Raw genomic sequence first — 23,719 nt, forward strand, 5'->3', positions numbered from 1 at the left:
CTACTCCCCCGGGGATGGATCGGGTGTTCAGAGAATTCAGCGGGGTGCCGCGGCCAGTTCGCCCCACAGATGGGCGGCGGTCTCCACGCCCTTGAGGAGGAGGTCGATCTCGACCTTCTCGTCGGGGCCGTGCCAGCCGTCGGACGGTACGGAGATGCCCAGGAAGAGGACGGGTGCGCCGAGCACGTCCTGCAGGTCTGCTGCGGGGCCCGAGCCTCCTTCGCGGGTGAAGAGGATCTTCTTCCCGAAGGCCCGTCCCATGGCGCGGGTCACCGCCTGCAGGGCGGGGTGGTCCAGCGGGGTCAGGCACGGCCGGGTGGCGGGGGCGAAGGTGATCCGGTGACGGACGCCGGCCGGGATCTGTTCCTCGGCCCACTTGACGACCATCTGCTGGATGCGGTCCGGGTCCTGGCCTGCGACCAGCCGGAAGCTCAGCTTCACCAGGGCGGACGAGGGGATGACCGTCTTGCTGCCCGCCCCTTGGTAGCCGCCGCCGATGCCATTGACCTCGGCGGTGGGGCGCGCCCAGACGCGCTCCAGGGTGGAGTACCCGGCCTCGCCCGCGGTGGCCTGTGAAGCTGCGGTGCGCAGCCAGGTGGCCTCGTCGAAGGGCAGCTCGGCGAAGAGGGCCCGCTCGGTGTCGGTGAGTTCGGCCACGCCGTCGTAGAACCCGGGTACCGCGACCCGGCCCTGCGGGTCGTGGAGCGCGGCGACGAGGCGGGCCAGAGCGGTCGCGGGGTTGGGTACGGCGCCGCCGAACGATCCGGAATGGATGTCCTGGCCCGGGCCGTACAGCTCGATCTCGCACTCGGCGAGACCGCGCATTCCGGTACAGACGGTCGGGGTGTTCTCGTCCCACATGCCGGTGTCGGAGACGATCACGACGTCGGCCGCAAGGCGGTCGGCACGCTCTTCGGCCAGGGCGCGGAAGTGCGGGGAGCCGGACTCCTCCTCGCCCTCGACGAGGAGCTTGAGGTGCACGGCGGGGGTGGTGCGGCCGGTTGCCGCGAGGTGGGCCCGGACGCCGAGTGTGTGGAAGAACACCTGGCCCTTGTCGTCGGCCGCGCCGCGCCCGTAGAGCCTGCCGTCGCGGATCACCGGTTCGAACGGCTCGGTGTGCCAGCCGTCCTCGCGGGCTGCGGGCTGTACGTCGTGGTGGCCGTAGACGAGGACGACCGGTGCGTCCGGGTCGTCGGACGGCCACTCGGCGAAGACGGCCGGGGCGCCGGGCGTCTCCCAGATCTCGGTGACGGGGAACCCGGTCTCGGCGAGCTTGTGCGTGAGCCACTCGGCACTGCGCCGTACGTCCCCGTCGTGCTCCGGCTGGGCGGATACGGACGGGATGCGCAGCCACTCGGCCAGGTCGTCGAGGAAGGCTGTGCGGTGCTGCTCGGTGTACATACGGACGGCACTGTCCGGGGTGTCGCTCATGGTCTTGAGCCTATCGGCCCTGCGGAGGTGACTCGTCCAGCAGAAGCTGCTCCAGTTCCGCCCTGCCCGGCAGCCGGGCAGGGCTGACGGTCTCCCCGGTGCGTACGTACAGGAACGTCGCTGCGACCGCTTCCGGCGGAAGGTCGTGCAGTTCGGCCCAGGCCAGGCGGTAGACGGCGAGCTGGAGGGGGTCGGCCGTGCGGTGCCTGCCGGTCTTCCAGTCGACGATTTCGTAGGTGTCCCCCGTGCGGTAGACCGCGTCGATCCGGCCCCGGATCACCCGGCCGGCGAGGGTGATCTGGAACGGGGTCTCGACGCGGTACGGGGTGCGCCGGGCGTACACGCTGCGCTCGAAGGCTTCCTTGAGCGCGGCGAGATCCTGTTCGTCGGCGATCTCCGTGTCGTTGTCGTCGCCCCCGGGGAGCTCGTCGGGGCCGAGCATGGGCAGCGGCAGTTCCTCGAACCTGGACTCCACCCAGGCATGGAAGCGGGTCCCCCGGCGGGCCGCGGCCTGTGGGGGCCTGGGCATGGGGCGGGCCAGTTCCCGTGCGAAGCCTTCGGGGTCGTCGGCAAGGTGCAGCAGCTGGGTGGCGGAGAGCGAGGCGGGTACGAGAACGTCCCGCACGGATGCGCGGGCACGGCGCAGCTCACCCGCGAGGGCGTCGAGATCGCGGTCCCAGGAGGCGAGGGTGCGCGATTCCTCCGGGGTGAGCTCCGCGTCCGCGGGGGTGCGGGCAGCGGGAACCCTGGGGGCGGGCGGGCCCGGGTCCTGCGATGGGGCCACTGCGTCGCTGTGAGAGGGCGCACCGTCGGGGGACGGGTCGTCGTACGGTGCGTCGGCCTCGTCGTACAGCGCCTCCCCGTTGTCGCCGTAGAAGGCCTCCCCGTTGTCGAACGGGGGCTCTCCCTCGTCGTACGGGGGCTCCTCGTCGTACACATCCGGTACGGGGGTGGCTGCCAGCGCCTCCAGGTGGGCCAGCACCGTGTCCCTGGCGGCACGGCGGCGGGCCATGGCTGTGGCGTCCAGGGGAAGCGGCCAGGCCTGATCGGTGTCCCTCTCCTGGAGTGCCGGGTTCTCCTCGTCCTCCCCGGGCTCGTCGGCCCAGGCCTCGATCTCGCCGTACCCGGCCGCGCAGTGCTCGTACAGCGCCTCGAGAAAGGCGGACGGGCCGCGTGTCTTCTTCTGGGACGGGCCCCACCAGTGGCCGGAGCCGAGGAGCAGGCTGCGAGGACGGGTGAAGGTGACATAGCCGAGGCGGAGCTCCTCGGTGTTCTGATGCTCCTTCATCTCCTCCTTGAAGGCTTTGAGGCCCTTGGCGTCCCAGGAGTGGACGACCGGGAGGGTGGCAGCATCGCCGCGCAGTGAGTGCGGCAGGACCTTGGACTGCGAGGTCCAGGCATCCCGGGACTGACCACTCGGGAACTGGCCGGTCACCAGCCCCGGCACGGCGACGACATCCCACTCCAGGCCCTTGGACTTGTGCGCGGTGAGGACCTTGACGGTGTTCTCCCCACCGGGCAGTGCGTTGTCCAGGCCCTTTTCGTACTGCGCCGCCGTGCGCAGGAAGCCGAGGAAGGCGAGCAGGGAGGCTTCCCCGTCGACCGCGGCAAAGCCTGCGGCGACGTCCAGGAAGTTGGCGAGGGTCTCGCGTCGGCGGGCGGCGAGGGCGTGCGGCGACGCGGAGAGCTCCACTTCCAGGCCGGTCGTGGCGAGGACGCGGTGCAGAACGTCCATGAGGGGGTCGGCGAGTGAGCGGCGCAGGTCGCGCAGCTCGGTGGCGAGGCGGGCGAAACGGATGCGTGCCTCCGTCGAGAACGGCAGTCCGTCGTCCTCGGCCCCTCCCGACTCCAGGAAGGTGTCCAGGGCGTCCGCGAGCGAGATCACCTCGGCGGGGTCGATGCCTTCGACCGCTTCGGCGAGACGGCGGTCGGGGTCGAAGTCGTCGTCCCCGCCGTGGGAGGTGCGGTGGACGAGGAGTCGGGCGCGGCGGCCGAGCAGTGCGAGGTCCCGGGCGCCGATCCGCCAGCGCGGCCCGATGAGCAGCCGGACCAGCGAGGCGTTGGCCCCGGGGTCCTGGAGGACTTCGCAGACGCCGACGAGATCCGCGACCTCCGGGAGGTGCAGCAGCCCGGACAGGCCGACGACCTCGACCGGGATGTCCCGGGCGACGAGGGCGGCCTGGATCAGGGGGAAGTCTCCCGCGGTCCGGCACAGGACGGCGATCTCCCCGGGTGCGGTGCCGGTCCGTACGAGGTGGGCGAGGGAGTCGCCGAGCCAGTCGATCTCTTCGGCGTGGGTACGGAGCAGGGCGCACCGCACCATGCCGTCCCGCTCGGCACCGGGCGCGGGCCGCAGTGCCTCCACGCCCTCGTGCATGGCGCGCAGGGGGTCGGCGAGGCCGTTGGCGAGGTGGAGGAGGCGGCCGCCGCTGCGGCGGTTCTCGCTGAGGGAGTAGCGGGTGGCGGGGGTGCCGTCGGCGTGCGGGAAGTGGTGCGGGAAGTCGTCGAGGTTGGCGACGGAGGCACCGCGCCAGCCGTAGATCGCCTGGCACGGGTCTCCGACGGCGGTGACGGCGTGGCCGGCCGCGGCTTCGCCCGACCCGCCGAAGAGGCCGGCGAGCAGGAGGCGCTGGGCCACGGAGGTGTCCTGGTACTCGTCGAGCAGGACGACCCTGAATTCGTCGCGCAGGATGGCGCCGACCTCGGGCCGGGTGAGGGCCAGCTCGGCGGAGAGCGCGATCTGGTCGCCGAAGTCGAGGAGATCCCGGCTGCGTTTGGCCGCCCGGTAGCGCCGGGTCAGCTCGAGGAGCTCGCGGCGGGCCTCGGCCGTCTCGGGGATCTTGCGCAGCTCGGCGTTGGTGAGCCTGGCCGTTCCGAGTGTCCGGAGCAGTTCGGTGTCGTACTCCGCGAGCTGTTCGGGGCGTACCAGGTGTTCGGCGAGCTCGGCGTCCAGGGCCAGCAGGTCGCTGACCAGTGTGGGAAAGGACCTGGTCAGCGCCGGGAAGGGGCCGGGTGCCTCGCGCAGCACCCGGGCGGCGAGCTGGTAGCGGGTGGCGTCGGCGAGGAGGCGGGTGGTGGGTTCGAGACCGATCCGCAGGCCGTGATCGGTGAGCAGCCGGCCGGCGAAGGCGTGGTACGTGGAGATGCTGGGCTCGCCCGGGGGGTTGTCCGGATCGATGACGTCCGGGTCGGTGACCCCTGCTGCGACAAGGGCTTTGCGGACCCGCTCGGCGAGCTCGCCCGCGGCCTTGTTCGTGAAGGTCAGGCCGAGGACCTGCTCCGGGGCGACCTGCCCGGTCCCGACGAGCCACACCACGCGGGCCGCCATCACCGTGGTCTTCCCCGAGCCGGCTCCGGCCACGATCACCTGCGGGGCGGGCGGCGCAGTGATGCAGGCCGTCTGCTCCGGGGTGAAGGGGATCCCGAGGAGCTCCTTGAGCTGCTCGGGGTCGGTGATACGCGAGGACACTCCAGAGAGGCTAACCGCAGGCACCGACAAAGCTGTCCCGCCCTGACATCGCCCGGGACCACACACGGTGGCTCGCCCGGGACGTCACTCGATGATCTGACGGCCTTCGGGCTGTGCGCTGCACGAGGCCCGGAAGGTGCAGTGGGTGCAGTGCTGGCCGGTCGTGGGCGTGAAGCGTTCGTCCAGGACGCGGCCGGCCGCCGTGGCCAGCAGGTCGGAGACCCACTCCCCGGAGAGGGGTTCCTGGGCCTGCACCTTGGGAAGGGCGTCGCCGCCCTCCTTCTTCGGGGCCGGCTGGCGCAGCTGTACGAGTTCGGCGCCGCCGGGATCGGGGCGGCGGCCCTCGAAGACGTCATCGACGGCGCCTTCCCTGACCGCCAGCTGGTACACGGCGAGCTGGGGGTGAGCGGCCACCTCGTCCTTGGTCGGTGCCCCCTTTCCGGTCTTGAAGTCGACGACGTACGCCCGGCCCTCGGTGTCCTGTTCGACCCGGTCCATGGAGCCCCGGATGCGCACCGCGTACTCCCCCGCTTCGAGCGTCACGTCGAAGTCGTGTTCGCTGGCGGCGGGGGTGCGACCGGTGCGGTCCATGACGTGCCAGCGCAGGAAGCGCTCCAGGGCGGCACGCGCCTGGTCCTTCTCCTGCTGGGACTTCCACGGTGCGTCGAAGACCAGGCCGTTCCAGACGGAGTCCAGGCGCTCCATCAGGACGTCCAGGTCAGCGGCGGTACGGCCCGAGGCCACTTCGTCGGCGAGGACGTGGACCACGTTGCCGAAGCCCTGTGCGGCCGTTGCCGGGGCATCGGCCTTCACCTCGCGGCCCAGGAACCACTGCAGGGCGCAGGTGTTGGCGAGCTGGTCGAGCGCGCTTCCGGACAGCGCGACGGGATGGTCCCGGTCGCGCAGCGGGACCTCGGAGCGGGTCGTCTCGTTCAGCCCCCACCAGCGGTACGGATGGGCCGCGGGCACGAGCGGCTGGCCCTCGTCATCGGTCAGCGCGGCGAGCCGGGCGAGCCGGTGGGCAGCGGCGTCGCGCAGGGCGGCCGACGCGGCGGGGTCGACGGTCGTCGCCCGGAGTTCGGCGACGAGCGAGGCGACCGCGAGCGGGCGGCGGGGCCGGCCTGTGATGTCGCGTGGTTCGACCCCGAGCTCGGTGAGGAAGCGGGACGGCTGGTCACCGTCGTCGGCAGGGGCCTTGACCGCCGTGACGACGAGACGTTCCCGGGCGCGGGTGGCGGCGACGTAGAAGAGGCGGCGTTCCTCGGCCAGGAGCGCCCCCGGGGTGAGGGGTTCGGCCAGGCCGTCACGGCCGATCCGGTCCGCCTCGAGGAGTGAACCGCGGCGGCGCAGGTCGGGCCAGAGCCCTTCCTGCACCCCGGCGACGACGACCAGACGCCACTCCAGGCCCTTGGAACGGTGCGCGGTCATCAGCCGTACGGCATCGGGGCGAACAGCACGCCGGGAGAGTGTGTCGGCGGCGATGTCCTGGGCGTCGACCTCTTCCAGGAAGTTGAGCGCACCTCGTCCTCCGGTGCGCTCCTCCGCGCGGGCCGCTGTTTCGAAGAGGGCGCACACGGCGTCGAGGTCCCGGTCGGCGTTCCGGCCGCCCGCGCCGCCGCGCAGTGCGGCCCGCTCGAGCCTGCCCGGCCAGGGGGTGCCGTCCCACAGGGTCCACAGGGCCTCTTCGGCCGTGCCGCCGCCCTCCAGGAGTTCGCGGGCCTTGCGCAGGAGCGCACCGAGGCGCTGGGCACCGCGGGCGTACGCCGGGTCGTGCGCCACAAGACGCTCGGGCTCGGCGAGGGCTCTGGCCAGCAGCTCGCCGGACGGCGGCGGCACACGGTTGCCGGCGGCCCGCTCCTCGTCGCGCAGGGCACGGCCCAGGCGCCGCAGATCGGCGGCGTCCATGGAGCCGAGCGGGGACGTGAGGAGCGTGAGGGCTGTCTCGGTGTCGAGCCTCTCCGCGCCGGCCGGGGCACCGGACAGCTCGGGATCGGCCCCGGTGTCGTGCCGCTTGGGATCGCCCTCCGCCTCGGTGTCGAGCCGGTCCGTATCCGTATCGGCATCCGTATCCGTATCGGCGCCGTCGCTGTCGGCGTCGGCGTCGCTGCCGGCGTCGGCGTCGCTGCCGGCGTCGGCGTCGCTGCCGGCGTCGGCGTCGCTGCCGGCGTCGCTGCCGCTGCCGGCGTGGCTGTCGCTGCCGGTGTCCTCGTGCGGCTCGGGCACGGCACGGCCCACCGCCGCCGTGGCTACCGTCCGCAGCGCGGTCAGCAGCGGCGCGACCGCCGGCTCATGACGCAGCGGGAGGTCGTCGCCGTCCACCTCCAGAGGCACGCCGGCGGACGTGAGCGCCCTGCGCACGGCAGGAATCGAACGGCCTCCGGCACGCACGAGGACCGCCATGTCCTTCCACGGCACGCCCTCCTCCAGGTGCGCGCGCCGCAGCAGGTCGGCGATGTTCTCCAGCTCGGTGGAAGCGGTCGGATAGGTGTACGTCTCGACCCGGCCGCCCCCGCGCACGGCGGACAGCTCGCGGTGGGCACGGACCTTGTCCGACGGCAGGCGGGTGAGTGGCATCCGGCGGGTGAGCAGCCGGGTGGCGGCGAGCAGCTGCGCACCGGAGCGGCGCGAGGTGGTGAGGACTCCGACGGGGGCGGGCGCGCCGTCGGCGCGGCGGAAGGTGTCCGGGAAGTCGAGGATGCCGTTCACATCGGCGCCCCGGAAGGCGTAGATCGACTGGTCCGGGTCCCCGAAGGCGATCAGCGTCCGGCCTCCCCCGGTACCCGGGGCGCTCCCCCGGTTCCCCGCCAGCGCATGGAGCAGCCGCACCTGGGCCGGGTCCGTGTCCTGGTACTCGTCGACGAAGACCGCGTCGTAACTCCGGGCCAGCAGCGCGCCGACCTCGGGCCGCTCGGCGAGAAGGACGGCCCGGTGGACCAGTTCCGCGTAGTCCAGGACCCCCTGTGCGTCGAGGACATCCAGGTATTCGGCGAGGAACTGCGCGGCGGCGCTCCAGTCCGGACGGCCGGTGCGGCGCGCGAATGCGGCAAGGGCGTCCGGGCCGAGGCCGAGTTCGCGGCTGCGTGCCAGCACCGCGCGTACCTCGTCGGCGAAGCCGCGCGTGGTCAGGCAGGCCCGCAGCTCGTCGGGCCAGCGGACATGGGTGAGTCCTGCCTGTTCCAGGCCGAGCTGGCCCGCGAGGAGCTCACGGACAGTGACGTCCTGCTCGGGTCCGGAGAGCAGGCGCAGCGGATCGGCGAACAGGTCGGCGTCCTGGTGTGCGCGGACCAGGGCGTAGCAGTACGAGTGGAAGGTGGTGGCCTGCGGACCGCGGGTGCCACCGAGCCTGGACGCCATCCGGTCGCGCAGCTCCACTGCTGCCTTGCGGCTGAAGGTGAGGACGAGGATGCGGGCCGGGTCGGTCCCCGCGGCCACTCGGGCGGCGACGGCCTCGACGAGCGTGGTGGTCTTGCCCGTACCCGGTCCGGCGAGGACCAGCAGCGGGCCGGTCCGGTGATCAACCACCGCGCGTTGCCCTGCGTCCAGGAGAGGTGGGGCAACGGAACCCGGCGGGGTGCGCACCAGCCGGTAGGCGCCCGGGGTCCGCCGCCGTGTCTGACGGTACGGACTGTTCCGGGTGGTGAAGGAGGAGCTCACGTGGGTCGCCGGTCCTGGTGGGTGTACTCGGTCTGCTCGGGTGGCCTGGGTGCGCTGAGGACGAAGGAGCGGAGCGCGCCGCGCGTGGACGACGCTACGCCAGCGGCGGGCCGCGGCGCAGCGACTGGGCTGCGTCCCTCGTCACGTGTGCGCCCTGCGGGCCCGGCGCGAGTCCCGTACCGGCCCGGCGCATGTCTCCGGGGCGCACGATGGCCGAAGCTGTCAGATGTGAGCTTCCTCGCCCCCGTCCGGACCGTGGTCCGGACCGCTTCCGGGACGGCCTGCCGCGTCCGTGGCGCCGTCCCACCTGGCGCGTTTCATATCGAGGCGCGGGAGGTGCCCCTCCGCACTGCGCGAGGCTTCGCGCAGCGGCGTGCCCTCGTCACGGTAGTGGTCCAGTGCCCGCAGCTCATGACCCGGGAGCAGTGCCCCGTCGGCCCGCACGACACGCCACCACGGCACTGCGGAGCCGTACAGCGCCATCACCCGGCCGACCTGTCTCGGTCCGCCGTCGCCGAGCCACTCCGCCACATCGCCGTACGTCATGACGTGGCCTGCCGGGATCAGGTCGGCGACGTCCAGGACCCGCTCCGCGTACTCGGGCAGCTCGGCGCCCGTGGGGGCCGACGGCGCCCCACCCGCAGCGCCGCCGCTCGTCCGGTCTTCGCTCATCCGCCACATCCTGCCGTACGCCACCGACAGTGGTGCGGGTTCGGTGTCGCCCTGATCACACAGCGTGCGCGCAAGGGCAAAGGAGCGTATGTTGCGCATCGCGCGCCCGTGCAATGCACCCTGATGCCCCCCTCTGTCTGCAGGCCGTGCCACCATCATGCGGGCGGTGACCGGTGATACGAGAACACGAAGACCAATCAGAGGCGACGAAGGAGCAGGGCGTGCAGCCACCGAAGGCGGCCGACGCCTCTGATGCCGAGCCGCGCCCCGACGCGCCCGACACCCCGGATGCCCGGAACACCGCCGCGGACGCACAGAACGCCCCCGAACCTTCCGGGGAGCACCTCGCGGGCTCGACCCTCGCCTCGGCCGACGCCGGGCTGACCGACCGCGTATCGGGTGACGAGCCGCTGCTGCCCGCCCGTGTGCACCGCCCCTCCGATCTGCTGCGGCTCCTCATCGGTGTCCTCGCGATCGTCCTTCTCTTCTCCATCGCCGCTTTCGCCCAGGGCACCACCACCGGCCTCGAGGACGACATCTCCAAGGGCACCGACCAGGCGCCCGACCTGCTGATCAAGCTCGCCGGACTGGTGTCCAGCATCGCTGTACTGCTCGTACCGGTCGCCTTCGCGATCGAGCGACTGGTCAAACGTGACGGGCTGCGCATCGCGGACGGCGTGCTCGCCGCCGTACTGGCCCACGGGGTGACGCTGGCCACCGATCTCTGGGTCGCGAGGTCGGCATCGGGGACCATCCGGGACGCTCTGACCCAGCCGCAGCCCGGTGACGCGCTCACTGATCCCGTGCACGGTTACCTGGCCCCCGTCATCGCCTACATGACGGCGGTCGGCATGGCACGCAGACCGCGCTGGCGGGTCGTGCTGTGGGTGGTGCTGCTCCTGGACGCCTTCGCGATGCTGGTCGGGGGGTACACCACACCGTTCTCCATCATCCTCACCGTGCTGATCGGCTGGACCGTGGCGTACGGCACGCTGTACGCGGTCGGCTCGCCGAACGTCCGTCCGACCGGCCAGCACCTGATGGCCGGTCTGCGCCATGTCGGTTTCCGCCCGGTCGCCGCGATGCGCACCGAGGACGCCCCCGAAAACATCGACCAGAGCGACCGTGGCCGCCGCTATCTGGTCACCCTGGAGAACGGGCCACCGCTGGATGTGACGGTCGTCGACCGTGAACAGCAGGCCCAGGGCTTCTTCTACCGGGTGTGGCGCAGGCTCACCCTGCGCAGCATCACCCAGCGCCGTTCCATCCAGTCCCTGCGCCAGGCCCTGGAGCAGGAGGCACTGCTCGCGTACGCGGCGATCGCCGCCGGGGCCAACGCACCCAAGCTGATCGCGACCTCCGAGCTCGGTCCCGATGCCGTGATGCTGGTGTACGAACACATCGGCGGGCGCTCGCTGGATTCGATGGAGGACGAGGAGATCACCGACGACCTGGTGCGCGGCGCCTGGCGGCAGGTGAAAGCGCTCCAGTCGCGGCGGATCGCGCACCGCAGGCTCACCGGTGACGCGATTCTGGTGGATCTTTCCGGCACGGTGTTCGTCACCGATCTCCGCGGCGGTGAGATCGCGGCCGGCGACCTGATCCTGCGCATGGACGTCGCCCAGCTGCTCACCACCACGGGGCTGCGGGTGGGCGCCGAACGGGCGGTGGCCGGGGCGCTCGCCGTACTCGGTCCCGACGCCGTCGCCGACAGTCTGCCGCTGCTCCAGCCGATCGCTCTCAGCCGCTCCACCCGGGCGACGCTGCGCAGGATCGCCCGCGAGCGCTCGCAGCGCGAGCGTGAGGCCGTGCTCGAGGCCTCGCAGACGGCCAAGCAGGCCAGGACGGACGGGCAGGACGAGGCGGCTGCCGGCGACCGCAAGACGGCCCGCAAGTCGCTGCGCACCGAGAAGCAGGCCGAGAAGCGGGCGATTGACGATGCCCTGGACGAGGCACGCGAGGAGGATCTGCTCGCCCAGATCCGTCGGCAGGTGCTGCTGATCCGGCCGCAGGCGCCGGTCGAACCGGTGCGGCTCGAACGCATCAAGCCGCGCACCCTGTTCAGTTTCATCGCAGGTTCGATCGCCGCGTACTTCCTGATCTCACAGGTCACCGAGGCCGACTTCGGGACGGTCGTCGAGCAGGCGGAGTGGGGCTGGGTGGCGGCGGCTCTGGGCTTCTCCGCCCTCAGCTACATCGCCGCGGCCATGAGCCTGCTGGGCTTCGTGCCGGAGCGGGTGCCGTTCGGCAAGACCGTGCTGGCGCAGGTGGCCGGGTCGTTCGTGAAGATCGTCGCGCCGGCGGCGGTCGGGGGCGTGGCGCTGAACACACGCTTCCTGCAGCGTGCCGGAGTACGCCCGGGGCTCGCCGTCGCGAGTGTCGGCGCCTCCCAGCTGTTCGGCCTCGGCTGCCACATCCTGCTGCTCGCCCTGTTCGGATATCTGACGGGTACGGAGAAGACGCCGGACTCGCTCACCCCGTCGAGAACGGTCATCGCGGGGCTGCTCACCGTCGCGGTGCTCGTGCTGGTCGTGACCGCGATCCCCTTCCTGCGGAAGTTCGTCGTGACGCGGGTGCGGTCGCTGTTCGCCGGAGTCGTACCACGCATGCTCGACGTCGTGCAGCGCCCGCAGAAGCTGGTCACCGGCATCGGCGGCATGCTGCTGCTGACCGGCCTGTTCGTGCTCTGCCTGGACGCGTCGATCCGAGCGTTCAGCGGTCCCGACGTCCCGCAGCTCAGCTACGCCAGCATCGCGGTGGTCTTCCTCGCCGGCAACGCCCTGGGGTCCGCGGCACCCACCCCCGGCGGTATGGGAGCGGTCGAGGGTGCGCTGACCCTGGGGCTCATCGCGGTGGGCCTGCCGAAGGAGGTCGCGGCGCCGGCGGTGCTGCTGTACCGCGTGATGACGCTGTGGCTGCCGGTGCTTCCCGGCTGGATCTGCTTCAACCAGCTGACCCGGAAGGGCGAGCTCTAGCCCAGGGGCACGGACCGGGCGCCGCACCACTCGCATGGACCGTGCCCCGCGCGTTCCCCCGCACCCCGCCGCACGATGGGGTCATGAGGACCTCTCCCGCCCTGCGCGCCGCTGCCCTCGCTGCCACCGCCGCCGTCCTGCTGCCGCTGGCCGCATGTTCCGACGGCGACGACAGCGGGAGTACGGACCGGGCGAAGCCCTCTGCGGCATCGACCGCTTCACCCACGGCGACAGCGGAGAAGCTGTCTTCCCAGAAGCTCGACTGGCAGCCCTGTCCGGCCCCGAACGAGGCCCAGGGCAGTGGGGCCTCGCCCTCCCCCCTCCCGGGAGGGACGGTCTGGGAGTGCTCCTTCATGGACGTACCGCTCAGCTACGCGGAGCCGGACGGCAGGACCATCGAAATGGCGCTCGTCCGCGCCAGGGCCAGGAACCAGGACCGCAGGATCGGCTCCCTCGTCTTCAACTTCGGCGGACCGGGCGCCTCCGGTGTCGCCACCCTGCCGTCCTTCGGAACGGCGTACGACGCGCTCCGTACCCGCTACGACCTGGTGAGCTTCGACCCGCGTGGGGTGGGCCGCAGCGAGGGCGTCGTCTGCTCGGACGACGAGGCCCTCGACGCGCGTTACGAGATGGACGGCACTCCGGACAACAGTGCCGAGGAGAAGGCCTTCGTCGAGGACCAGGAGTCCTACATCGCGGACTGCAAGGACAACTCCGGCGAGGTGCTGCCCTACGTCGGTACGACGAACGCGGCCCGGGACATGGACCTGCTCCGCGAAGTGCTCGGCGACGACAAGCTGTACTACTTCGGGATCTCCTACGGAACCGAACTGGGCGGTGTCTACGCCCACCAGTTCCCGGGGAAGGTCGGCCGCATGGTCCTGGATGCCGTCGTCGACCCGACGGAGAACTCCAAGCAGTCCTCGCTCGGCCAGGCCAGGGGCTTCCAGCTCGCCCTGGACAACTTCGCCGCCGACTGCGCCGAACGCGATGACTGCAGGCTCCCCGGTTCCACCGCACAGGAGGTCCAGGACTGGATCGCCGCACTCCTCGCTCAACTGGAGAAGGAGCCCGTCCCGGGGCTGGGCGAACGCGAACTGACGCAGACCCAGGCCACCACCGGCATCGCGTCGGCCCTCTACTCCAAGGAGACCTGGCCACTGCTCGAACAGGGTCTCGACGAGGCGGACGGTGACAACGGCGGGCTGTTGCTCGCGCTCGCCGACTCGCTGAACGGCCGCGCCGAGGACGGCCGCTACGACAACTCGAACGCCGCCAACGCGGCCATCAACTGCGCGGACTCCAAGGAGCGGTTCACCCTGGAGCAGACCAGGGCGGCGCTGCCCGCGTTCCGCGAGGCCTCCCCGGTCTTCGGCGACTACCTCGGCTGGGGACTCCTGTCCTGCACCGGCTGGCCCGTCGCAGGCGCCTGGGAGACTCCCGACGTCAGCGCCCCGGGTGCGGCACCCATCCTGGTCATCGGCAACACCGGCGACCCGGCGACGCCGTACGCGGGCGCCAAGGCGATGGCAGCCGAGCTCGGCAAGGGGGTCGGGATCGAGCTCACCTACAAGGGCGAGGGACACGGTGCGTACAACGGCGGCAGCGTCTGTGTGCAGAGAGCAGTGGACGGCTATCTGCTGAACGGGAAAGTGCCGGCCTCGGGCACGGTCTGCGAGTGACAGCCCTTAGCATGACCGGGCATCTGTAACGCCCGGCGTGCGCCCCACCGCCTTCGCGGTATTCGGCCTTCGGGCAACGGGGAGGGAACGCACATGCGTGTACGCGGACGAGCCCGGAAGGCTGCTGCCCTGGCCGGATCGGCCCTGATGACGGCAGGGGTACTCGCGGGATGCGACAGCTCCCCGTCCCCGCGGCCCACATCCCCGAAAACGGCGTCCGAGCAGCCCGGCTCCCCGCAATCCACCTCGTCCGCACCCCAGGTGTCGGCCTGGAAGCGCTGCGAAGCCCCGGAGGGCGGCCAAGCGCCCGGTCCCGACTGGCGGTGCGCCACCGTCGACGTGCCGCTGGACTACGCCCGCCCGGACGGCGACACGATCGCCATCGCGCTGATCCGCAAGAAGGCCACGGAGAAGAGCCGGCGGATCGGCTCGATGCTCTTCAACTTCGGCGGCCCCGGCGGCTCGGGGGTCGACATCCTGCCGCGCGCCGCCGGTTCGTACGGAAAGCTCAACACCCGTTACGACCTCGTCGGCTTCGACCCCCGAGGCGTCGCGGGCAGCGCCGGGGTCCACTGCCGCAGTGACGAGGAGCAGGAAAGGGCGTACCGCGAGGTCGACATGACACCGGACACGGCTGCGGAGGAGACCGCGTTCGTCAAGGACGGTGCGGACTTCGGCGCAGGCTGCGAGCGCCGCTCCGGCAGGGTGCTCCCCCATGTCGGCACGACGAACGCAGCCCGGGACATGGACGTGATCCGTAGGGCGCTCGGCGACGGAAAGCTTTCCTACTTCGGCATTTCGTACGGTACGGAGCTCGGCGGGACCTACGCCCATCTCTTCCCGCAGAGCGTGGGACGGGTCGTGCTCGACGCAGTAGTGGACCCGACGGCGGACACGGTGGGCCACGCACGCAACCAGGCCACGGGCTTCCAGCGGGCGCTGGAGAACTACCTCAAGGACCGCGGCCAGGACCCGGAGGCGGGCACACAGCGAATAGCGGCACTGCTGCGGCGGATCGACGCCGACCCCCTGCCGACCGCCTCGGGCCGCAAGCTCAACGAGACGCTGGCCATCACAGGCATCGTGACCCCGCTCTATTCGAAGAGCAGCTGGCCCTCCCTGACGGACGCGCTCGACGAGGCCGAGAACAGCGGCACGGGCGACGGGCTGCTCCAGCTGGCCGATTCGTACAACGGCCGTGACGAGAGCGGGCACTACGGCACCCAGACCCACTCGCAGCGGGCGATCTCCTGCGCCGACACCAAGGCCAGGCCGACGGTGTCCGAGACGCGGGCACTGCTGCCCGAATTCCGCGCGCTGTCGCCGGTCTTCGGCCCGTTCCTGGCGTGGGACACGGCGGGATGGTGCGCCCGGTGGCCGGTCGACGGAGAGCACGACACACCGGAGGCGAGTGCTCCGGGCGCCGCGCCGATGCTCGTCATCGGCACGACCGGCGACCCGGCGACACCATACGAGGGCGCAAGGAAGATGGCGGACGAGCTGGGCGCGGGGGTCGGCGTGATGCTGACCAACAAAGGTGAGGGGCACGGCTCGTACGGCGAGAGCAGATGCGTGACCTCGCTCGTCGACGCCTACTTCCTGGACGGGAAGATCCCGGCGGACGGCCGGACCTGCAGCTGACGGCACCGTGCGAAGGGGCCGGCTCCGGTGCGGAGCCGACCCCTTCGTACGTCGTGCGTATTGCTGCGGTCCTAGTAGACCGGCTTCTCGGGCTCGATCTGGTGGACCCAGCCGATCACGCCGCCGCCGACGTGCACCGCGTCGGCGAAGCCCGCCGACTTGAGGACCGCGAGGACCTCGGCGCTGCGGACACCCGTCTTGCAGTGCAGGACGATGCGCCTGTCCTGCGGCAGGTCCTGCAGCGCGTTGCCCATCAGGAACTCGTTCTTCGGGATCAGCTTGGCGCCCGGGATCGAGACGATCTCGTACTCGTTCGGCTCGCGGACGTCGATGATCTCGATCTTCTCGTCCCCGTCGATCCACTCCTTGAGCTGCTTGGGAGTGATCGTGGAGCCGGCCGCCGCCTCCTGGGCCTCCTCGGACACGACGCCGCAGAAGGCCTCGTAGTCGATGAGCTCGGTGACGGTGGGGTTCTCGCCGCAGACCGCGCAGTCCGGGTCCTTGCGGACCTTGACCTGGCGGTACTGCATCTCCAGGGCGTCGTAGATCATCAGCCGGCCGACCAGCGGGTCACCGATACCGGCGAGCAGCTTGATGGCCTCGTTGACCTGGATGGAGCCGATGGACGCGCAGAGCACGCCCAGGACACCGCCCTCGGCGCAGGACGGGACCATGCCGGGGGGCGGCGGCTCCGGGTAGAGGCAGCGGTAGCAGGGACCGTGCTCGGACCAGAAGACGGACGCCTGGCCGTCGAAACGGTAGATCGAGCCCCAGACGTACGGCTTGTTCAGCAGGACCGCGGCATCGTTGACGAGATAGCGGGTGGCGAAGTTGTCCGTGCCGTCCACGATCAGGTCGTACTGGGCGAAGATGTCCATCACGTTGTCGGCTTCGAGCCGCTCCTCGTGAAGGACGACGGTCACCAGCGGGTTGATACCCAGCACCGAGTCCCTGGCCGACTGGGCCTTGGACCGGCCGATGTCGGCCTGGCTGTGGATGATCTGGCGCTGCAGGTTCGACTCGTCGACCTCGTCGAACTCCACGATGCCGAGCGTGCCGACACCGGCCGCGGCCAGATACATCAGGGCCGGCGAGCCGAGGCCGCCGGCGCCGACACAGAGCACCTTCGCGTTCTTCAGCCGCTTCTGTCCGTCCATCCCGACATCCGGGATGATCAGGTGGCGGGAGTACCTGCGGACCTCGTCGACGGTGAGCTCAGCAGCTGGCTCGACCAAGGGTGGCAGCGACACAGGAACCTCAACAATGCAGGTGGTCGGTTTCTACGTACTTCATCTACGTACGGTTGTTCTCCCGTAACACTGCCACGCCGCTCCTCATTCCGAGATACCGGGTCCGATCCGCGAGACGAATTCGTCCCAGTAGCTGGGCAGTGCCGCAAATGGATCCGTTTGTCCCCTCCGGCCGTCACGGTCCGTGAAGAAGACCGTGCCCGCGCCCTGCCAGCGGGCGACGCGCATGGCCTCTTCCAGGTGGGTACGCGGAACCCCGTGCACGAAGTGGGCGAAGCGGCCCGGCTCGTATACCGCGGTCCACTCGGCCACCTGCGACCAGCGGTAGTCGGTCCACGGCCCGCGGAAGGTGACCAGCTGGTCGGCGGCCTCGGCGTAGCCCGGATACGGGTGGGTGCCGTGCCCCAGGACTAGCCTGCCTCCCCCGTCCGCACTGTCGCTGTCCTCCAGGAGCGCGGCCAGGGTGCTGGTGAGCCGGCGGACCGCCGGGAGGCCGGCTCGCTCGGCGGGGCAGTGGTCGAGGTAGAAGCCGCCGACCCGGTACCAGTCGAGGAAGGACTGGGCGTCGGCGACCAGTTCCCCGAAGGGGCGGCTGCCGAAGGCCAGATCGAGGTGGCCGAGCAGCCGCCCGCCCGAGGCCCGGACGGCATCGTCGGGAGCCTCGCCGTGCAGGGCCCGTTCCCGGGCGTTACGGAGGCGTCCGGCCGCCTCCAGACAGTGCGGGTCGGGTCTCGCACCCGGCCCGTTGTCGATGTTGAGGACCGCCCAGTGCAGCGGCGTGCCGGGGCGATTGAGCTCCGCCCACTCGGTGGGTGCGAGCAGCGGGTGGGCGTAGCCGGGGACACCGACACCGAGCTGTTCGGCGCCGCTGGTCCGCAGGGTCGCGCCGTTGCTGGTCAGATACGGCATGCCGCCTCCATCCAGATGTCGGCCAGGGACTCCTCCAGGTTGATCCGGGGGCGCCAGCCGAGCCGGTCCCTGGCGGTGCGCACATCGGCCTGCTGCCATGCGCCGCAGCCGTCCGGATAGGGCGACGGGGTCGCCGCGAGATGCTCGACGACGGACTCCGCGGAGGCCCGGGGGGCGCCGATCGGGAGCCGGGCAGGAGGCGTGTCGAGCTCATGGAGGGCGCCCGCGTATCCGGCGACCCTGGCGAGAACCGCAGCCGCGTCACGCAGCCGCACGGCCCTGCCGGTGCCGATGTTGACGACGCCCTGGGCGGCGGACAGCGAGGCGGCGTGCACGGCGCGTGCCACGTCCCGTACGTCGACGAAGTCGCGCTGCACTCCGAGGCCGCTGAGCTTGAGCTCGGAGTCGCCGGACTGCATGGCGCGGCGCATCGTCTCGGCGAGCCTCCCGAGCGGGGAGCCCGCCGGGGTTCCGGGCCCGACCGGTGAGAAGACCCGCAGGACCACCGCGTCCAGGCCGGAGCCGAGGACGAGTTCGGTGGCGGCGAGTTTGCTGACACCGTACGGGCCTCCGGGGCGGGGCACGGCGTCCTCGGGGGTGGACGAACCGGGCTGCGAGGGCCCGTACTCGGAGGCGCAGCCGACCTGGACGAGCCGGGCACTGCAGCCGCTGCGGCGCATGGCCTCGCAGACGGTGGCGACGGCGACGGTGTTGTGACGGGTGAGGTCGCGTGCGCCGCCACGGGTGGCGCCCGCGCAGTTGACGACGACTCCGGGGTGAACTGCGTCCAGGAAGCGGGTGAGCGCTCCGGGGCTGCCGCCGGCGAGATCGAACCGTACGTCGGCGTCGTCGCCGCGGCCGAGCGCCGTGAGGTGCACGGCGGGGTCGGCGAGCAGGCGGTCGGCGACGAAGCGGCCGAGGAATCCGTTGGCTCCGAGCAGCAGAACCCTCATCGCGCGCCCCCTGAGTGCCGACGGCGGGCTGCCGGTGCGAGGGATTGGGGGGTCATGTCCGGTGTCTCCTTGAGGAAGGGGTGTGCGGTAGGGGAGTTCCGCGGCGTCGGCTCCGCGGGTGGGCGGTCTCTGGTTACGCCGTGGCGTGGGCGGAGGCCCGGGAGAGCGCGACCGAGGCATGGATCAGCAGGCCGAGTGCGGCGAAGCCGCAGGCCAGGGTGGGTACGCCTCCGGTGCCGGCCGCCATGACGAGGGCCTCGACGGGCCGGGCGAGGAGGTCGAGACCGGGCAGTCGCCCGGCCAGGATCAGGAAGGGAGCGGCCACTTCGACGGCGCAGGCGAAGGCAAGTCCGGTGGCGGCGGGTTCGGGAAAGCCGTGGGCGATCAGCAGGCGGGCCAGGAAGAGCAGGACGCCGAGGGCGGCAGGGGCGACGAGGGCGCCGCCGCCTCCGTAGCCGAGATCGGCCAGGACCAGCAGAACGGCCAGCGCGCACAGGAAGAGGGCGACGAGACCGAGGAGCAGGGGGCGTACACCGTCGCCGAACTCCGCCAGTCCGTGGCTGCCGACGAGTCGGTGACGGGCGTGCACGGCGAACAGGTGCGTGCACCAGGCGGCGGGGGCCACGGCCAGCGCCAGACCGAGCAGAGGTGCGGGCACGGCCGTCCAGTGCCCGTCGGGGCCACCGCTGATGACCTGCCTGAGCAGGTCGTCGCCGTAGACCACGTATCCGAGGAGCCAGCAGACGTACAGCGTGGTGCCACCGGCGCTGTCCGGGGCGCGCAGGGGGCCGGACCGCAGGCAGAGCCGGAGCCCGAGGAAGACGAGCAGCGCCCCGACGGACGTCAACGCGAACCGCGCTCCCCCGTCGAGTACCCCTTCGGTGCCCCTGAGCACCCCGACGGTCGCGAGGCACGCGGCACCGGGCAGCAGTGCGAGCAGCGTCCAGCCGGCCCGCGCCTCGGTGTCGGGCCCCGGTTGCGGGGGGCCGAAGGGCGTGGGCCGCGCAGCGCCCGGTACGCGGGCATAGAGCTCCTCCGCGAGCGAGAAGACGTCACGGTGCCGGTAGCGGGCGGCGGTACGGTCGGTGAGCCCGTGCGCCTCCAGACCGGCGGCGATCTCCAGGGGATCGACGGCCCGCTCGCAGAGTTCGCGGTGCCGGTGCATGAGCAGCTTCACGGGGTCGGCGGAGCCGCGCCGCCCGGCGGGCCGGCGGGCGGGATGGTAGGCGATCTCGGGGGCGCGGGCGCCGGGGCCGCCGGGCTCCGGGGCGTCGCCGGCCGCCGCGGCGGATGTTCCTGCCTCCGCGTCGGCGATGACCGTGGAGGGCAGCGGGTCGGTCGTGGCGGCCTCCGGAGCACGCTCCGGCATCGCGGCAGCTCCGGCCCGGACGTCGGCCGGTCGGCCCATCGGGCGTCCTTCGTGGTCATGGCCGGTCAGGTCGTCACGCATCGCGGTCCCCCGCTCCGTGTGCGCCCGCGCACACACCCTCGGCCCCGACGGCCCAGCTCGGCAGTCGGGAGCCACCGGACGTCACCGGGGCGGATGGCCGGCGGCCCAGCACATGGGCCTCCGGGGGTGTGGCGAAGGGGCGTGGTGGACCGTCGGGGTCCTCCGCCCCCGTTGCCGCCCCCCATGGGGCCGGGGAGTGCGCCACCAGGTCCAGGTAAATGCCGCGAAATGCCGCAAGGTTCTGTTCGACGGTGAAGAGTTCGAGTGCCCGGGCGCGCGCCGCGGCGCCGAGGCGTGCGCGGCGCTCGGGGTCGCGCAGCAGCGCGACGCAGGCGTCGGCAAGCGCCCGGGGGTTGCGCGGGGGCACCACGAGCCCCGTACCGCCGATGACTTCGACGACGGCGCCCACATCCGTCGAGACGGTGGCCCGGCCGCAGAACATCGCCTCGACCAGGCTGATGGGGAAGCCCTCGACAACGCTGGACAGGACGACGACACCGCCCGCGGCATAGGCCTCCGCGAGGTCGGGTGCCTCGGGGCCGCCGATCTCCTCGAAGGTGACCGGGTTGTCGCCCACGGCGTGCGCGTCCGTCGCCTCGTCGGGGAAGAGCTGGGCGGCGAGCGCCCTGCAGTGCGCGAGGTAGGTGTTCCCCTCGTCCCCCTGGGCCGGGGCGCCGAAGATGCGCAGCCGGGCGTCCGGTTCGGCCCGGCGCACCTCGGCGAAGGCGTGCAGCAGGGCGATCAGATCCTTGGCGGGCTCGATCCGTCCGATCCAGACCAGTGTGTGCGGACCGCCGTCGTCGTCGCCCTCTCCCACGGCCCCGAAGCGCTCCGCCTCCATGCCCGGGTAGACCGTGCGCAGCTTGGCACGGTCGGCCCCGCACCGCTCCTGCCAGCGGCGGACATGGGTGTTGCCGGGCGTGATGACCGTGGCCTGCCGGTACACCTCGGAGGCCAGCTGCCCGTGGAAGTTGGCCAGCAGGGCGCGCACCGGCGCACCGAACGGCGCCTCGGGCGCGGCCAGATAGTGCGTCCGCAGCGGTACGCCGTGTTCCGTGACGAGCAGCGGCACTCCGAAGAAGCGTTTGGCCAGCAGCCCCGGCAGCGCCGCGGCACCGCCGGAGGCCGCGTGACAGAGGTCGACCGCGCCGAGGCTCTCCTCGTCGTACCAGTCGAGGGAGAGGGGGCGCAGGGCGCGCTCCAGCTCGGCGGCGAAAGCGAGGTAGTCGGGGACGGTCGCGCCGTGCACGGTCCGTCCGGCACCCGGGGCACGGCACGCCGATTCCACGATCCGTACGGTCGCCTCGGAGCGCAGTGCGGCGTGCAGGCCACCGCGCTCCCGGGCCAGTTCGGCCAGACCGTAGAGACCATCGGTGAAGCGGTCCGCCGGCGCGGCGTACGCACCCGCTCGCCCGGTGTCCTCCCCCGGCTCCACGGCGGCGTCGCCCCCCGCACAGACCGCGTCGACGAGCGCCGTCACGTGCGCCGTGAAGCGCCGCCGGTCGCTCCGCCCGTACGAGCGCCCCAGACCGGTGGCGAGCCGGCCGGGCAGCCCTCTCGGCCGGACTCCGCGCCGGGTCTCGTCCTCGTGCGTCCACAGCGACGCCGTCCGCACCCGCGCGATCCGGTCCGGGAGCCTCACCCAGCCCTGTTGCTCCTGATGGGCGGAGCGGCTGAGCGCGAAGAGGTCGAACTCGTGCTGGGGAAGACCGCGTACCAAGCGGTCGCACCAGAGTCTGGACTCACCGGTCGCATACGGATAACCACCGTCCGTGAGGAGTCCGATCCGCACGAGCACACCCCCGATCTCCCTTGTGGGCGGCCGCCGTTGATCGGCGACTCGCAGCGGGACGACCGTAAGCGGATACGCCGGTGGTACGACGGACGGTTGTCCGTCGCACCACCGAAAGGGGTGAACCACCGTAACTTTCTCGCCCCGGTCGCGTTCTGTCGCGATAAGGTGCCGTACGGTTACGCAGGGTCAGGCTGCGGCCAGCTCCTTGCGCGGCGCGGCGCACTGTTGCAGGCGCCGGAACAACCGGTGCGGGTGTCGCGGCGGACGCGCCGTCGGCCTGCGGCGGGAGCTGCGGGGCCCGAAGGCCGAACAAGCCGGCCGGCTGACTCGGTGAGCGCCAGGGACACGCGGGGCGGCGGCAGTTCCCAGGCCCACGGTTCGGGGTCCTCGGCGAACGGCACACAGGTCGGCGTCGGCAGCCGCCGAGCGCCTCCCGGATGTCACCGTGGACGAGCCGCCCGCCTCAGAATGTGGATCTGGTGGTCCGGCAATGGCTCAGCTGCCGGGATGCACCCACGGATTGGGCCGGCACTTGATGCCTTCCAGCTCCAGCGTCTTGGTCTGCTGCTGCATCACGGGAGCCAGGGCGCCGGGCGTGCGGCAGCTCACATGGTTGTGCCCCAGCCGATGACCCACCTCGTGATTGATCAGCATCTGACGGTAGGCCAGAAGCCTGTCCGGACCGAAGGTCGAGGCACCTTGGGCCCACCGGTACGCATTGATCATGACGCGGTCCGTCGCAGCGGAATCGCAGGAGACGTTGTCCTCCGTGGTGTCCAGACCTGATTTCCTGCACCAGACCGCGGTGGTGCCCGGACTGGCGAGGGTGATCACGAAATCGGGCTCCCCGGAGGAGATCCGTTCGAAGGTCATGGCGCCGTCGTGCGCCCAACTGCGGTCGTCGTTGAGCGTCTCCTGCACGGCCTCGGCGAAGAGGGCCGCATCGAGACCGAGACCCTTTTCGACGTCAATCCGATAGCGGTACTTGTGCCCCTTGCCGGGTGCTTTCGCCAGCCCCGGGACGGCTTCGAACTTCCCGGACGCCTTGAGAGTCGGGGTGAGCGGATAGGGCTTGGCCATCTTCTCCGCGTACGACAGGGGCTTGGCCCCCACCCGCTGCGGCTGCGTCTGGGGGGTCGGGCGCTCCACGGAGCGGGAGGCGTCCTCGGAGCCCTCCCGGTCGACGCCTGCGGCCCTCGACGTGCCCGGGGAGCCGCTCCCGGAGTCCTGTGCCACCTGCCCGGCCACCACGACCGCGAGCACCGTGGTCACCGCGGCGGCCGCGATCCCGGTGAAGGCGCGTCCCTTGCCTCCCTTGCCCCCGCCGCCCGGGGCGTCCCCGGATCCGTCGGGTCCGTCGGCCGCATCGGGCAGCCCAAGAGGCTGCGCGGGCGGTGCGGTGGGCGCGTCCGCGCTGTCGAACGCGTCGACGAACTCCCTGCGCGGTCCCGGTATCAGCGGAGAACTACCGGTCTGCGGCCCTGTGGTCAGGCGCCGTTCGGCCGCGCGCTGCGCCGCCTGCTGGGCCGATACCTGGCGCGCCACGGCCTGCCGGGCGTAGGCCTGCGGACCGGTACCGGACCCCTGCCAGTCGCCGTACCGCTGCTGCGTACCGGCCCCCCAGCCGCCACCCGGCTCGCGCTGCTCGGGATGGCCGCTGCGCGCCTGCGGAACGTCACGGAACGGCGTGTGGCCCTCCCCTGCGGAAGGCGTGGCCGAGTCTCGCCTGCGCCGCCCGTCGCCGGACCCGGAGCGGGCCGTGCCACTGCCGGCCGCGGCAGCGGCCCCGGTATCGCGCCCTTTGACCTCGGGGCCCTTTCGACTGTGTCGTCCCACGC

General features: G+C 71.9%; 13 protein-coding genes. 3 read left to right on the plus strand and 10 right to left on the minus strand.

The window, feature by feature from the left end; translation table 11 throughout:
• Positions 1 to 36 precede the first annotated feature (36 nt).
• The 4 genes from ACFWBQ_RS31075 to ACFWBQ_RS31090 all read right to left on the minus strand — a co-directional run bounded on the left by ACFWBQ_RS31075 (position 37) and on the right by ACFWBQ_RS31090 (position 9,226).
• Entirely contained in the window at positions 37 to 1,431 is a 1,395-nt protein-coding gene (locus ACFWBQ_RS31075) for a dipeptidase (RefSeq protein WP_385503740.1), read from the minus strand.
• A gap of 10 nt (positions 1,432 to 1,441) precedes the next feature.
• The gene (locus ACFWBQ_RS31080; RefSeq protein WP_385503745.1) at positions 1,442 to 4,900 is read right to left on the minus strand and encodes a UvrD-helicase domain-containing protein; all 3,459 of its coding nucleotides are present in this window, start codon (positions 4,898 to 4,900) and stop codon (positions 1,442 to 1,444) included.
• Between the two features lie 84 nt (positions 4,901 to 4,984).
• Positions 4,985 to 8,554: an ATP-dependent helicase gene (locus ACFWBQ_RS31085; RefSeq protein WP_385503750.1), complete on the minus strand. Its 3,570-nt coding sequence runs from the start codon at positions 8,552 to 8,554 to the stop codon at positions 4,985 to 4,987.
• A gap of 222 nt (positions 8,555 to 8,776) precedes the next feature.
• Entirely contained in the window at positions 8,777 to 9,226 is a 450-nt protein-coding gene (locus ACFWBQ_RS31090; RefSeq protein ID WP_385503753.1) for an MGMT family protein, read from the minus strand.
• A gap of 221 nt (positions 9,227 to 9,447) precedes the next feature.
• On the opposite strand from ACFWBQ_RS31090, the gene ACFWBQ_RS31095 reads away from it, so the two are divergent.
• From ACFWBQ_RS31095 to ACFWBQ_RS31105, 3 genes are all read left to right on the plus strand, one after another.
• Positions 9,448 to 12,201: a lysylphosphatidylglycerol synthase domain-containing protein gene (locus ACFWBQ_RS31095; protein ID WP_385503762.1), complete on the plus strand. Its 2,754-nt coding sequence runs from the start codon at positions 9,448 to 9,450 to the stop codon at positions 12,199 to 12,201.
• Between the two features lie 83 nt (positions 12,202 to 12,284).
• On the plus strand, positions 12,285 to 13,883 hold the full coding sequence (locus tag ACFWBQ_RS31100) for an alpha/beta fold hydrolase (protein WP_385503768.1): 1,599 nt from the start codon (positions 12,285 to 12,287) through the stop codon (positions 13,881 to 13,883).
• Between the two features lie 93 nt (positions 13,884 to 13,976).
• Entirely contained in the window at positions 13,977 to 15,524 is a 1,548-nt protein-coding gene (locus ACFWBQ_RS31105; protein WP_385503772.1) for an alpha/beta hydrolase, read from the plus strand.
• Between the two features lie 71 nt (positions 15,525 to 15,595).
• Here ACFWBQ_RS31105 and moeZ read toward each other — a convergent pair whose 3' ends face one another.
• From moeZ to ACFWBQ_RS31135, 6 genes are all read right to left on the minus strand, one after another.
• Positions 15,596 to 16,774, minus strand: coding sequence for an adenylyltransferase/sulfurtransferase MoeZ (moeZ, locus tag ACFWBQ_RS31110; RefSeq protein ID WP_385503776.1), 1,179 nt, complete (start codon positions 16,772 to 16,774; stop codon positions 15,596 to 15,598).
• Positions 16,775 to 16,858: 84 nt separating this feature from the next.
• Positions 16,859 to 17,683, minus strand: a complete 825-nt coding sequence (locus ACFWBQ_RS31115; protein ID WP_385503779.1) for a spherulation-specific family 4 protein — start codon at positions 17,681 to 17,683, stop codon at positions 16,859 to 16,861.
• Positions 17,671 to 18,636, minus strand: coding sequence for an NAD-dependent epimerase/dehydratase family protein (locus ACFWBQ_RS31120; RefSeq protein WP_385503782.1), 966 nt, complete (start codon positions 18,634 to 18,636; stop codon positions 17,671 to 17,673). The genes ACFWBQ_RS31115 and ACFWBQ_RS31120 overlap by 13 nt, the downstream gene beginning before the upstream one ends.
• A 133-nt stretch (positions 18,637 to 18,769) precedes the next feature.
• A complete protein-coding gene (locus ACFWBQ_RS31125; protein WP_385503787.1) occupies positions 18,770 to 20,086 on the minus strand; it encodes a hypothetical protein in 1,317 nt (438 codons plus the stop codon).
• Complete coding sequence (locus ACFWBQ_RS31130; protein WP_385503910.1) at positions 20,079 to 21,878, minus strand: DUF3492 domain-containing protein; 1,800 nt, start codon at positions 21,876 to 21,878, stop codon at positions 20,079 to 20,081. The genes ACFWBQ_RS31125 and ACFWBQ_RS31130 overlap by 8 nt, the downstream gene beginning before the upstream one ends.
• Positions 21,879 to 22,376: 498 nt before the next feature.
• On the minus strand, positions 22,377 to 23,717 hold the full coding sequence (locus tag ACFWBQ_RS31135; RefSeq protein ID WP_385503789.1) for a DUF3152 domain-containing protein: 1,341 nt from the start codon (positions 23,715 to 23,717) through the stop codon (positions 22,377 to 22,379).
• Positions 23,718 to 23,719 lie beyond the last annotated feature (2 nt).

This window comes from Streptomyces sp. NPDC060035, from assembly GCF_042736635.1.
Taxonomy (GTDB): Bacteria; Actinomycetota; Actinomycetes; order Streptomycetales; family Streptomycetaceae; genus Streptomyces.

Coding starts and splice junctions, on each gene's coding strand:
- ACFWBQ_RS31100 (WP_385503768.1), top strand. CDS start 12,285: ATGAGGACCTCTCCCGCCCTGCGCGCCGCTGCCCTCGCTGCCACCGCC.
- ACFWBQ_RS31120 (WP_385503782.1), bottom strand. CDS start 18,636: ATGAGGGTTCTGCTGCTCGGAGCCAACGGATTCCTCGGCCGCTTCGTC.
- ACFWBQ_RS31115 (WP_385503779.1), bottom strand. CDS start 17,683: ATGCCGTATCTGACCAGCAACGGCGCGACCCTGCGGACCAGCGGCGCC.
- ACFWBQ_RS31075 (WP_385503740.1), bottom strand. CDS start 1,431: ATGAGCGACACCCCGGACAGTGCCGTCCGTATGTACACCGAGCAGCAC.
- ACFWBQ_RS31125 (WP_385503787.1), bottom strand. CDS start 20,086: ATGCGTGACGACCTGACCGGCCATGACCACGAAGGACGCCCGATGGGC.
- ACFWBQ_RS31090 (WP_385503753.1), bottom strand. CDS start 9,226: ATGAGCGAAGACCGGACGAGCGGCGGCGCTGCGGGTGGGGCGCCGTCG.
- ACFWBQ_RS31105 (WP_385503772.1), top strand. CDS start 13,977: ATGCGTGTACGCGGACGAGCCCGGAAGGCTGCTGCCCTGGCCGGATCG.